Origin of the sequence: Hydrogenophaga sp. (genome assembly GCF_028698005.1) — a bacterium.
Lineage (GTDB): Bacteria > Pseudomonadota > Gammaproteobacteria > Burkholderiales > Burkholderiaceae_C > Hydrogenophaga.
Map to the genome: position 1 here is coordinate 1 of NZ_JAQVEJ010000082.1, position 12,490 is coordinate 12,490.

General features: G+C 66.9%; 12 protein-coding genes. All 12 read right to left on the reverse strand.

Translation table 11 applies throughout. The features are described from left to right. Positions 1–182 (reverse strand): LON peptidase substrate-binding domain-containing protein (locus tag PHQ87_RS09540; protein ID WP_300233373.1); only part of this gene is annotated, 182 nt, incomplete at its 3' end. Next, positions 179–1,060 (reverse strand): acetyl-CoA carboxylase, carboxyltransferase subunit beta, encoded by an 882-nt coding sequence (gene accD, locus PHQ87_RS09545; protein ID WP_300233375.1) that lies wholly within the window; start codon positions 1,058–1,060, stop codon positions 179–181. The genes PHQ87_RS09540 and accD, both read right to left, overlap by 4 nt. A gap of 46 nt (positions 1,061–1,106) precedes the next feature. Next, positions 1,107–1,916: a tryptophan synthase subunit alpha gene (gene trpA / locus PHQ87_RS09550; protein WP_300233377.1), complete on the reverse strand. Its 810-nt coding sequence runs from the start codon at positions 1,914–1,916 to the stop codon at positions 1,107–1,109. Next, positions 1,913–3,190 (reverse strand): tryptophan synthase subunit beta, encoded by a 1,278-nt coding sequence (gene trpB, locus PHQ87_RS09555; protein WP_300233379.1) that lies wholly within the window; start codon positions 3,188–3,190, stop codon positions 1,913–1,915. Before trpB ends, trpA begins: the two co-directional genes overlap by 4 nt. Before the next feature lie 46 nt (positions 3,191–3,236). Beyond that, positions 3,237–3,932, reverse strand: a complete 696-nt coding sequence (locus PHQ87_RS09560; RefSeq protein WP_300233381.1) for a phosphoribosylanthranilate isomerase — start codon at positions 3,930–3,932, stop codon at positions 3,237–3,239. Positions 3,933–4,045: 113 nt separating this feature from the next. Next, positions 4,046–4,831: a tRNA pseudouridine(38-40) synthase TruA gene (gene truA, locus PHQ87_RS09565; protein ID WP_300233383.1), complete on the reverse strand. Its 786-nt coding sequence runs from the start codon at positions 4,829–4,831 to the stop codon at positions 4,046–4,048. Between the two features lie 8 nt (positions 4,832–4,839). After that, positions 4,840–7,308 (reverse strand): FimV/HubP family polar landmark protein, encoded by a 2,469-nt coding sequence (locus tag PHQ87_RS09570; protein ID WP_300233385.1) that lies wholly within the window; start codon positions 7,306–7,308, stop codon positions 4,840–4,842. A 301-nt stretch (positions 7,309–7,609) separates the two neighbouring features. Further along, on the reverse strand, positions 7,610–8,740 hold the full coding sequence (gene asd / locus PHQ87_RS09575; RefSeq protein ID WP_300233386.1) for an aspartate-semialdehyde dehydrogenase: 1,131 nt from the start codon (positions 8,738–8,740) through the stop codon (positions 7,610–7,612). A 274-nt stretch (positions 8,741–9,014) separates the two neighbouring features. Continuing rightward, on the reverse strand, positions 9,015–10,085 hold the full coding sequence (gene leuB / locus PHQ87_RS09580; protein WP_300233387.1) for a 3-isopropylmalate dehydrogenase: 1,071 nt from the start codon (positions 10,083–10,085) through the stop codon (positions 9,015–9,017). Positions 10,086–10,111: 26 nt separating this feature from the next. After that, entirely contained in the window at positions 10,112–10,759 is a 648-nt protein-coding gene (leuD, locus tag PHQ87_RS09585) for a 3-isopropylmalate dehydratase small subunit (protein ID WP_300233388.1), read from the reverse strand. Between the two features lie 13 nt (positions 10,760–10,772). Then, entirely contained in the window at positions 10,773–11,024 is a 252-nt protein-coding gene (locus PHQ87_RS09590; RefSeq protein ID WP_300233390.1) for a hypothetical protein, read from the reverse strand. Between the two features lie 59 nt (positions 11,025–11,083). Then, a partial coding sequence (leuC, locus tag PHQ87_RS09595) for a 3-isopropylmalate dehydratase large subunit (RefSeq protein WP_300233392.1) occupies positions 11,084–12,490 on the reverse strand: 1,407 nt, incomplete at its 5' end.

Below are 12,490 nucleotides of genomic sequence, written 5' to 3' on the forward strand. Positions count from 1 at the left end.
TCGGTCAGGCAGACCACGCCGAACGGTGCGCCGGCCTTGATGCAGCGGTTGATCATGTCGAGGTAGCGCACCTCGAAGATCCGCAACGGCATCCAGCCGTCCGGGAACAGGACGGTGCCAAGCGGGAACAGGGGCAGTTGCGACAGGGTGAGCGGGGCCGCTGCCTCGGCGGCCTCGCTCAATCGGGCACCACCGCGTCGGCGCTCTGGCGCTGGAGCATCGCCAGAATGCTGGCCACCTGGCTGCGCAACTCGCGCCGGTCGCAGATGAAGTCGATCGCACCCTTGGCCTGCAGGAATTCGGCACGCTGGAAGCCCTCGGGCAACTTCACGCGCACGGTGTTCTCGATCACGCGCGGGCCGGCGAAGCCGATCAGCGCCTTGGGCTCGGCGATCACCACATCACCCACGAAGGCGAAGCCGGCGCTCACACCGCCCATGGTCGGGTCGGTCAGCACGCTGATGTAGGGCAGGCCCTTCTTGGCCAGGCGGGTGAGGGCGGCGTTGGTCTTGGCCATCTGCATCAGCGACAGCAGGCCCTCCTGCATGCGCGCGCCACCGGTGGCGGTGAAGCACAGGAAGGGCACCTTCTGCGAGATGGCCTCCTCGACGCCGCGCACGAAGCGCTCGCCGACGACCGAGCCCATGGAACCGCCCATGAAGTCGAACTCGAAGCAGGCGGCCACCAGACTGACGCCCTGGACGGCGCCGCCCATGACGATGAGGGCATCGGTCTCGCCCGTCACCTCCAGCGCTTCCTTCAGGCGCTCGGGGTACTTGCGGCTGTCCTTGAACTTGAGCGCGTCGACCGGCAGCACCTCCTGGCCGAGCTCGTAGCGGCCTTCGGCATCGAGGAAGGCGTTCAGGCGCGCGCGCGCACCGATGCGGTGGTGGTGGCTGCAGTGCGGGCAGACGTTCTGGTTCTTTTCCAGATCGTGCTTGTAGAGCACCGCCTCACAGCTCGGGCACTTGATCCAAAGGCCTTCGGGCACGCTGCGGCGGTCGGCCGGATCGGCAGCCCGGGTGATTTTGGGCGGCAGCAGTTTTTCGAGCCAGGACATGAGGTTCTCCTAGAAGCCCGGGCCGAGGGCCCGGGGAAGAGAGGAATTATGCGTCCAGCGCTTTTCGTATCGTGCGCAGGAAATTGAGGGCGACCAGTGTCACCTTTTCGTGTGGCTCATCCTCGATCAGCTGGATGATCCGGCTGCCGATCACCACCGCGTCGGCGGCCTGGCCGATGGCCCGTGCGGTCTCGGCATCGCGGATGCCAAAGCCCACGCCGACCGGGATCTTCACATGCTGGCGGATGCGCGGCAGCATGGCCTCGACCTGGCCCACATCCAGGGCACCGGAGCCGGTCACGCCCTTGAGCGAGACGTAGTAGACGTAGCCGCTGGCCACGCGCGCCACCTGCGCCATGCGTTCGTCGGTCGAGGTGGGGGCCAGCAGGAAAATCAGGTCCATGCCCTTGTCGCGCAGGGCGGCGGCAAAGGCTTCGCATTCTTCGGGCGGGTAGTCAACCACCAGCACGCCATCGACGCCAGCCTCGGCCGCATCGCGCACGAAGGCGCCATCGCCGTGCTTCTGATCGTAGCGCTCGATCGGGTTGGCGTAACCCATGAGCACCACAGGGGTCTGGTCGTCGTCCTTGCGGAACTCGCGCACCATGGCGATCACCTGCGCCAGGCCGATGCCCAGCGCCAGCGCGCGATCACCCGCCTTCTGGATCACCGGGCCGTCGGCCGAGGGGTCGGAAAAGGGGACGCCCAGTTCGATGATGTCGGCGCCCCCCTTGACCATGCCGTGCATGAGGCGCGGCGTGATGTCGGCATAGGGGAAGCCGGCCGTGACAAAGGGGATGAGCGCCTTGCGGCCTTCCTGCTTGAGCTTCTCGAGGGTGGGGGCGATGCGGCTCATGCGGCACCTCCCTGTGCACCCTTGACGGTCAGGCCGCGCATGGAAGGCCGGTCATAGACGTCGGCGCCCGAGAGGTCGGCCACGGTACCGATGTCCTTGTCGCCGCGGCCGGAGAGGTTGATCAGCACGGATTGTGTGGGTTTCATGGTCTTGGCGAGCTTCATGCCGTAGGCCACGGCATGGCTGGATTCGAGCGCCGGAATGATGCCTTCGACGCGGCACAGGCGGTGGAAGGCCTCCAGCGCCTCGGTGTCGGTGATGCCCACGTACTCGGCGCGGCCAATGTCCTTGAGCCAGGCGTGTTCGGGGCCGACGCCGGGGTAGTCCAGGCCGGCACTGATGCTGTGCGTCTCGGTGATCTGGCCGTTGTCGTCCTGCAGGATGTAGGTGCGGTTGCCGTGCAGCACGCCGGGGCTGCCCTTTTGCAGCGAGGCCGAGTGCTTGCCGGTGTCCAGCCCCTCGCCGGCGGCCTCGACGCCGATCAGGCGCGTGTTCTCGTAGGGGATGTAGGGATGGAAGATGCCCATGGCGTTGCTGCCACCGCCCACGCAGGCCACCACCGCGTCAGGCTGCTCGCCGGTGCAGCCGGCCGCCTTGAGCAGCTCGGGCATCTGCTGCAGGCATTCCTCGCCGATGACGCGCTGGAAGTCGCGCACCATCATGGGGTAGGGGTGCGGACCGGCCACGGTACCGATGATGTAGAAGGTGTTGTCGACGTTGGCCACCCAGTCGCGCATGGCCTCGTTGAGCGCATCCTTGAGGGTCTTGCTGCCCGATTCGACGGGCACCACCGTGGCGCCCAGCAGCTTCATGCGGTAGACATTGGGGCTCTGGCGCTTGACGTCCTCGCTGCCCATGTAGACCACGCATTCGAGGCCGTAGCGGGCGCAGATGGTGGCGGTGGCCACGCCATGCTGGCCAGCGCCGGTCTCGGCGATGATGCGCGTCTTGCCCATGCGCCGCGCGAGCATGGCCTGGCCGATCACGTTGTTGATCTTGTGCGCGCCGGTGTGGTTCAGGTCCTCGCGCTTGAGGAAGATCTGCGCGCCACCGGTCTCGCGGCTCAGGCGCTCCGCGTGGTACACCGGGCTGGGCCGGCCCACGTAGTGGGCCAGTTCCCGCCGGAACTCGGCCAGGAAGGCCGGGTCGTTCTGGTACTGCGCGTAGGCCGCCTTGAGTTCGTTGATGGCACAGGTGAGTGTCTCGCTCACGAAACTGCCACCGTAGATGCCGAAGTGGCCACGCGCGTCAGGTTGCTGGTAGGTGATGGTCATGGGGTGTTCCGGGATTCGGCTCCAGGCATCACCCATGATGGGCGCCTCAGCCTGGAGGGAAGGTCTTTCGGGCATCGTCGGCCGCCCGCACGGCGGCCACGAAGGCGGTGATCTTGCCAGCGTCCTTGATGCCTTTGCGCGGCTGGCCGTCGGGGCCGGTGGCCTCGACGCCCGAGCTCACGTCAACGGCCCAGGGCCGGACGATGGCCAAGCCATCGCTCACGTTTGCAGGTGTGAGTCCACCAGACAAAACGAGGCGAGAGTTGGCGTTTAGTCGCGGGTGTGACCAAGGGAAAGCCGTCCAGTCGAAAGTCCTTCCGCCGCCGCCGTAGCCATCGACATGGGCGTCGACAAGCAAGGCCTGGGATGCGGCGAACGTATCCGCGTATTCTAGGAGATCAAAGGCCTGTCCGTGCGGGATGCGGGCGGCGCGGATGAAAGGGCGTCCGGCGGCCAGGCAGTCGGCCGCTGTCTCGTCGCCGTGGAACTGCAGCAGTGCATTCGGTACCGCGGCCACGCCCTGCGCGATGAACTCGGGGCTGGCGTTCACGAACAGCAGCACCGGCGTCACGAAGGGCGGCAGCCGGCGCGCCAGTTCGGCCGCGCGCTCGGGTGTCACGCAGCGCGGGCTTTTCGGGTACAGCACGAAGCCGATCGCGTCGACCCCGGCTTGCACGGCCGCGTCCACGTCGGCCTCGCGCGTGAGGCCGCAGATCTTGATGCGGGTACGGTGAGAGGGCATGGGCAAGGCGGTGTCTGGGTCGGGGACACGGCGGAACCGGCTTGGCCGGGGCCGCTCGCGTCGCCCCCTTGAGGGGGTGACGGGCCCACGGCGTGAGCGCGGCGCTGGGGTGTCTATGGTAACCAGTCGAAGGCGGGCGTGCGCGTCGGCAGGCCCAGGGCCTCGTCGTAGACCGGTCCGAGGAAATACAGGCCGTCGGGCGCGAAGGTGGGGGCGGCCGCGTCGCGGCTTTTCGCGGCCAGCACCTCGGCCATCCAGGCCGGCGGCCGGTTGCCCGTGCCGATGGCGATCAGGCAGCCCATGATGTTGCGGATCATGTGGTGCAAGAAGGCGCTGGCCTCGAATTCGAAACGCCAGTAGGCGCCACGGCGCACGATCTCGATGCGCCGCATCTCCTTGACCGGCGAGTGGGCCTGGCACTGGGCAGCGCGGAAGGAGGAGAAATCATGTTCGCCGATCAGCGCCGCTGCCGCCGCCTGCATGGCGCTTTGCGAGAGCGGACGAAACACCCAGCCGACCTGGCCCCGGTCCACACTGGGCCGCACTGGTGACTCGAGCAGCACGTAGGCGTAGCGGCGTGCGCGGGCACTGGCCCGGGCGTGAAAGTCGGCCGGCACCTCGGTGGCCCACTGCACCGCGATGTCGTCGGGCAGGAAGCTGTTGGGGCCGCGCACCCAGGCATTGCGGGGGCGGAGAACGGGGGTGTCGAAGTGCACCACCTGGTTCAGCCCATGGACTCCGGCGTCGGTGCGGCCGGCACACAGCGTGCTGATGGCGGGCACATCAAGAAAGCGGGCCAGTGCCCGCTCCAGATGATCCTGTACGGTCCGGCCCGACGGCTGACTCTGCCAGCCGTCGTAGGCCCTGCCGTTGTAGCTGATGCCGAGGGCGATCCTCAAGGGGGTGATCAGGACAGGTCGGCCAGGAAGGTGCTGGCCTTGGTTTTGAGGGTGCCGGATGCCTCCGACAGCACCTCTTCGGCCAGGGAGCGGGCGCCTTCGATGTCGCCGATGGCACGGAACTCTTCGGCCAGCGACAGCTTGGTTTCCAGCGGACTGCCGCGGTCATCGCCGGCCGACGGTGCGGGCTCGCCAGCGGGTGCCGGTGCTGCTGGCGCTGCATCAGGGGCGAGATCGAGGCTGATGTCGTCCAGATTGAAGGACAGCATATCGCCGGTGGGGGCGGGAGGAGGCGGAGTCGTGTCCTCCAGGAGGATGGGCAGCGAATCCTCGACGCGGAATGCGCTCAGGTCCTCACCCGGGTCGAACGTGGGTGTATCGGCTGCCGACGCTGGTGCCGGTGCCGATTCGGTCAGGGGCGTCGGGGCCGATAGAAATTCCAGGTCGAAATCCATCGAACGCGAGGCGGTCCCGGCAGATGCCGGCTGCTCCTGGGTCAGCGCATCGGTCGTGCCCAGGTCGTCCAGGCTGGACATCGTCGCTTCTGCACCGGGTGCCGGATCGGGAGCGCCCAGATCGAGGTCCAGGTCCAGGTCGATGCGGCTGTCGGAGGGGGTGTTGACCGGATCCAGCGTGCTGGCGTCAAACGGCCGGGTGTGGGTGCCGCCGGACGGGGCTGATCCGGTGCCTGCGGCACCGGCCGGCTTGCCGCCGGGCTGGTAGAGCGGATTGGTCGGGTCAAGTTCCTGGCCCAGGCTGCAAGCGTGTTCCCAGTCGGGGCCCAGACCCTGGGTCAGGGCGTGGGCTTCGGTCGCCACGACCTCGAAGGCGCGTGCATCGCGGCGCTTGGCATAGATTTCCAGCAGCTTGCCGTGGATGGCCACGCGCGTGGGAGCGCTGCGCATGGCCTCCTTGAGAATTTCCTCGGCCTGCAGGTCGCGGCCGTAGGCCAGATAGACGTCGGCCTCGGCCACCGGGTCGACATCGCCGGCGGCGTCGAGCTGGCTGGGTGAGTACACCATCGATGAGCCGGAAACCGAGGCCTCCGTCGTGTCGATGCGTTGGCCGCCGCTGGAGCCGAAGAACGAATCCGGTTGCAGCCGGCTTTCCAGGAAGGAGCTGTCGACCGGCGTCGTTTTCTTGCGCTGGCGCGCGCGATACCACCCGAAACCGGCCAGCAGGGCGAGCAGGGCACCCGCGGCAGGCAGGACCAGCGGATTGTCGAGCAGGCTGGCGAAGAACGACGGTTCCTCGACCGGCGGGGGCGGCGGCGCCGGTTTCTTGGCGGCTGGTGCGGGAGCCGGCTGGGGTGCCGCCGGGGTCTCGGCGGGTGATGCTTCGGTGGTTGCCACCGGTGCCGTCGTTTCTACCGCCGCGCCTGTGGAGGCCTGGCCTTCGGCTGGCGGCGTGGCCGGTGCGGCGCCGTCGCTGGAAGAAGCCGGCGCCGGTGCCGCGACAGCGGCGGCTTCCGACGCCACACTCGACAGTTCCTGGATGTTCTTTTCCAGTTCGGACTGACGGGCCGATGCGTCCTGGCTCTGGCGGTCCTGGGCGATTTGCGCTTCGTCGGTGGCGCTTTCGGGCTTGGCCAGCGTCAGTTTGTCCTGCGCGGCAGCGGCCGGCCTGCGCTCCTCGACCTCGGTCTGCACCTGGCCGGATGCCTGGCGATCGGCCTCGGTGACGGCCGCCGGCGCGGCAGCCGCCGCCAGGCGGCGACGGAACTCGTTGAAGTCGCGGCTTTGTGACACGATGATCTGGCGCGCCTCGGCGGCCGGCACCGCACTGGCGGCCTCGGCATCCGGCATGTCCAGCACCACGCCGGCCCGGACGCGGTTGACATTGCCACCGATGAAGGCCTTGGGGTTGGCCCGCAACATGGCCACGAGCATCTGGTCGAGGGAAACATTCGCGGGCCTGTGCGCCTGTGCAATGCGGCTCGCGGTATCGCCGGGCTTGACCAGCACCTCCTTGGCCACGGCGGCCGGCGTTGGTGCCGGAGCCGACGGTGCGGGCGACCGTGCCGATGTACTGGCAGCGGAGGCCCCGGATGGCGTGGTCACCGAGGTTTCCGGCGGGGTGGCTGCCGGGGAGGCGGCCGGAGGCAGCGGTGCGGGCACCGGACGCAGGTTCGGCGGATCGAACAGCATCGTGTAGTTGCGCACCAGGCTGCCCGCCGCCCACTGAGCTTCGATCACCATGTCCATGAAAGGCTCGTTGATCGGGCGCTGGTTCTCGACTTTCAGGTAGGCACGTCCGTCGGGGCGGCGCTCCAGCGAGAAGCGGGTACTGGCCATCACCGCGCTCAGGTCAATGCCCAGTGCACGGTGCGTCTCGGGCGAGGCCGTCCGAACCCGCAGGCTGGATGCTTCATCGGCCGTGATCTCGGGCACCTCGATTTCGGCGCGCAGGGGTTCACCGAGTGCCGATTGCACGATCACCCTTCCCAGCGCCAGCGCCCGGGCATCCGTCGGTTGCATCAAACTGGCCGACAGCGCAACCACCGCGGCGATGGCGTTCCACCGTGCCAGCCTTCCTGGGCCGGTGTCCCGGGAGGTGGCGGCAGGCGAAACAGGGGTGGAGCGATGGTGTTTGGGCACGGGAACCTCGACGTGATAATCCGAGAAAAGACCATAGCATCAACGTATTACGGTGACAAGCTGAGAATCAGCTTGAGTTTTCAGGCAAACCGTTGATCGTCGCCAGAAACCGTTTGTCGTTGTTGTCACACAACGAAAAATCCGGCCACAAAGACCGGATTCCGTGTGACATAGTTCTCGCTCAGGCGTCGAGCAGGATGCGCAACATGCGGCGCAGTGGCTCGGCGGCGCCCCACAGGAGCTGGTCGCCGATCGTGAAGGCGCCCACGTACCCGGGGCCCATGGCCAGCTGGCGGACACGGCCCACCGGAATCGTGAGTGTGCCCGTCACGGCCACCGGGGTGAGGTCCTGCATCGTTGCTTCGCGGGTGTTGGGCACGACCTTGACCCACTCGTTGTCGGCCGCGATCATGGCCTCGATGTCGGCCACGGGGACGTCCTTCTTGAGCTTGAAGGTCAGGGCCTGGCTGTGGCAGCGCATGGCGCCCACACGTACGCAGAAACCGTCGACCGGGATCGGTGCGGCGCCGAAGTCCTCGCCCAGACCCAGGATCTTGTTGGTCTCGGCCATGCCCTTCCATTCCTCGCGCGAGACGCCGTTGCCCAGGTCCTTGTCGATCCAGGGAATGAGGGAGCCACCCAGCGGCACGCCGAAGTTGGCGGTTTCCGAGGCCGAGAGACTGCGCTGCTTGGCAATGACCTTGCGGTCGATTTCGAGGATGGCGCTCTTGGGGTCGTCCAGCAGGGACTTGACCTCGGCGTTGAGCGTGCCGAACTGGGTCAGCAGTTCGCGCATGTGCTGTGCGCCGCCACCGCTGGCGGCCTGGTAGGTCTGCGTGCTCATCCACTCGACCAGACCGGCCTTGTACAGCGCGCCCACGCCCATCAGCATGCACGAGACGGTGCAGTTGCCGCCGATCCAGTCACGGCCGCCGTTGGCCAGCGCGTTCTTGATGACCGGCATGTTGACCGGGTCCAGCACGATGACCGCGTTCTTGTCCATGCGCAGGGACGAGGCGGCGTCGATCCAGTGGCCCCTCCAGCCCGCGGCACGCAGCTTGGGATAGACCTCGCTGGTGTAGTCGCCACCCTGGCAGGTGATGATGATCTCGCAGCGCTTGAGGGCCTCGATGTCGTGTGCGTCCTGCAGCCGGGTCTCGTTCTTGGCCATGGCCGGCGCCTGACCGCCAGCATTCGAGGTGGAGAAGAACAGCGGCTCGATCAGGTCGAAGTCTTTTTCATCGACCATGCGATCCATCAACACGGAGCCGACCATGCCGCGCCAGCCGACCAGACCAACCAACTTGCTCATTTGAAACGCCCTTTCAAGTTAAGAAACAGTACAGACCTGGCTGTCTGCCCCGGCGCGTCTGGCCGGAGAAGGGCGCACGACGTCACCGGAGCTGGATCAGCTCTTAATGGTCGTGGTTTTGGTGGTGATTGCGCGCGCGGCCACGCCTGCCTGGGCGGCAATGGCGGTGTTCAGGGAGAACATGCAGGCGGCAAACATGGCGCATATTGTAGCGGATCGGGTGATCCGGGCCGGTGCGCGCCGGCGCCGCCCGTCGGGGCGCCGGCGTGGCGGGTTACGCCAGTGCCTTGACCACGGCGTCGCCCATCTCGGCGGTGCCGACCTTGGTCGTGCCTTCGCTCCAGATGTCGGGTGTGCGCAGGCCCTGTGCCAGCACCTTCTTCACTGCGGCTTCGATGCGCTGTGCGGCTTCCTCCTGGTTCAGCGAGAAGCGCAGCATCATCGCGGCCGAGAGGATGGTGGCCAGCGGATTGGCCACGCCCTTGCCGGCAATGTCGGGGGCGCTGCCATGGCTGGGCTCGTACAGGCCCTGGTTCTTCGCGTTGAGCGAGGCCGAGGGCAGCATGCCGATGGAGCCGGTGAGCATGGAGGCCTCGTCCGAGAGGATGTCGCCGAACATGTTGCCGGTGACGACCACGTCGAAAGCCTTGGGGTTCTTGACCAGTTGCATGGCCGCGTTGTCCACGTACATGTGCTCCAGCGCCACGTCGGGGTACTGCGCGTGCACCTCGATCATGGTGTCCTTCCAGAACTGGAAGGTTTCCAGCACGTTGGCCTTGTCCACGCTGGTGACCTTCTTGTTGCGCTTGCGCGCGGCCTGGAAGGCGACGTGGGCGATGCGCTCGATCTCGGGCTTGCTGTAGCGCATGGTGTCGAAGGCCTCGGGCGCGCCCTGGAACTCGCCGTCGGGTGCCTCGCGCCGGCCGCGCGGCTGGCCGAAGTAGATGTCGCCGGTCAGCTCGCGGATGATCAGGATGTCCAGACCGGCCACCAGTTCGGGCTTGAGGCTGGATGCACCCACCAGTTGCTCGTAGCAGATGGCCGGGCGGAAGTTGGCGAACAGGCCCAGATGCTTGCGCAAGCCCAGGATGGCCTGCTCGGGGCGCAGCGGGCGGTCGAGCTTGTCGTACTTCCAGTCGCCGACGGCGCCGAACAGGATGGCATCGGCTTCGCGCGCGAGCTTGAGGGTCGATTCCGGCAGCGGGTGACCATGGGCATCGTAGGCGGCGCCACCGACCAGGGCCGACTCCATCTCGAACTGGAGGTCGAGCGCCTTCAGGACCTTGGCCGCTTCGGCAACGATTTCGGTGCCGATACCGTCACCCGGGAGAACTGCGATTTTCATGACTGTCGTTTCTGTGTTGGGGGAGATCACATGGTGTGCGCCAGCCAGGGCTTGGCCGCCAGGCGCTGCTTTTCAAACGCTTCGATCTTGTCCTTGTAGCGCAGCGTCAGCCCGATGTCGTCCAGGCCGTTGAGCAGGCAGTACTTGCGGAAGGCGTTGACCTCGAACGGAATCTCTTCGCCCTGCGGTTTGACGATGACCTGGCGCTCCAGATCGATGGTCAGCTGGTAGCCCGGGAACGCGGCCACTTCGTTGAACAGCTGGTCCACCTGGGATTCGCTGAGCACGATGGGCAGCAGGCCGTTCTTGAAGCAGTTGTTGAAGAAGATGTCGGCAAAGCTGGGGGCGATGATGGCGCGAAAGCCATACTGGTCGATGGCCCAGGGTGCGTGTTCGCGGCTGGATCCGCAGCCGAAGTTGCGGCGCGCCAGCAGGATGGACGCACCCTGGTAGCGGGGCTGGTTGAGCACGAAGTCCGGGTTGGGCTTGCGCTGCGACTCGGGCACGCCGGGCTGGCCGGGCTGGTCCAGGTAGCGCCACTCGTCGAACAGGTTGGGACCGAAGCCCGTCTTGCGGATCGACTTGAGAAATTGCTTGGGGATGATGGCGTCGGTGTCGACGTTCTCGCGGTCCATGGGAGCCACGAGGCCGGTGTGGAGGGTGAATTTCTGCATGGTGATGGGTGTCTCAGTTGGTCGCGCCCTTGACGGCTTCGCCTGCCTTTTCCAGGCCGGAGCCGACCGCCTGTCCGGCGGCCTTGCCTCCTTCAACGGCCTTGTCCTTGACCTCGATGGCCGTGTCCACGACCACATCCTTGACCTCGATGGCCTTGTCCTTGACCAGGACCGCATCCTTGCGCACGCCCTGGGCGGTGTTGGTGCTGCAGGCAGCCAGAGCCAGCACGAGAGCGCCGGCGGCCAGGACGGTCAGAGCGTGCATGGGGTTCATCATCGTGACTCCTTGGACGGGATGAAAGGTGGGCGGGTTGCCGAACGGGTTCAGGCGATGGTGCGCACGTCAATGAAGTGGCCACGGATGGCCGCAGCGGCGGCCATCGCGGGGCTGACCAGGTGCGTGCGCCCGCCCGCACCCTGACGGCCCTCGAAGTTGCGGTTGCTCGTGGAGGCGCAGCGTTCGCCCGGCTCCAGCCGGTCGGCGTTCATGGCCAGACACATCGAGCAGCCGGGCTCGCGCCATTCGAAGCCCGCGGCCTTGAAGATCTCGTGCAGTCCCTCGCGCTCGGCCTGCTCCTTCACGAGGCCCGAACCCGGCACCACCATGGCCAGCTTGACGTTGGGCGCGATCTTCTGGCCCAGTTTCTTCACCACCGCCGCCGCCTCGCGCATGTCCTCGATGCGGCTGTTGGTGCATGAGCCGATGAACACCTTGTCCACATGGATGTCGGTGAGCGGCTTGCCCGGCTGCAGACCCATGTAGGTCAGGGCGCGCTCGATGGCATTGCGCTTGTTGGCGTCCTTTTCCTTGTCGGGGTCGGGGACGGCGGCGTCCACGCCCAGCACCATCTCGGGCGAAGTGCCCCAGGTCACCTGCGGCACGATCTGGCTGGCGTCGAGCTCGACCACGGCGTCGAAATGGGCATCCGGGTCGGAATGCAGCGTCTTCCAGTAGGCCACGGCCTGGTCCCACTCCACCCCGGTGGGCGAGAGCGGTCGGCCCTTGACGTACTCGATGGTCTTGTCGTCCACGGCCACCAGACCGGCGCGCGCGCCGGCCTCGATGGCCATGTTGCAGACCGTCATGCGGCCTTCCATTGACAGTGCCCGGATCGCGCTGCCACCGAATTCGATGGTGTAGCCGGTGCCACCGGCGGTGCCGATGCGGCCGATGATGGCCAGCACGATGTCCTTGGCGGTGCAGCCCCTGGGCAACTGGCCTTCGACCTTGATCAGCATGTTCCTGGCCTTCTTGGCCAGCAGCGTCTGGGTGGCCATGACGTGCTCGACCTCGGAGGTGCCGATACCGTGCGCCAGAGCCCCGAAGGCGCCGTGCGTGGAGGTGTGCGAGTCACCACAGACGACCGTCATGCCGGGCAGCGTGGCACCGTTCTCGGGCCCGATCACGTGCACGATGCCCTGGCGTTTGCTCATGAACGGGAAAAAGGCGGCCGCGCCGAATTCCCGGATGTTGCTGTCCAGCGTGACGATCTGTTCCTTGCTGATCGGGTCCTCGATGCCGTCGTAGCCACGTTCCCAGCCGGTGGTCGGCGTGTTGTGGTCGGCCGTGGCGACCACCGAGCTGACGCGCCAGAGCGGGCGGCCGGCCTGGCGCAGGCCTTCGAAGGCCTGCGGGCTGGTGACCTCGTGCACCAGGTGGCGGTCGATGTAGAGCACGGCGGTGCCGTCTTCTTCGGTGTGGACGACGTGTTCGTCCCAGATCTTGTCGTA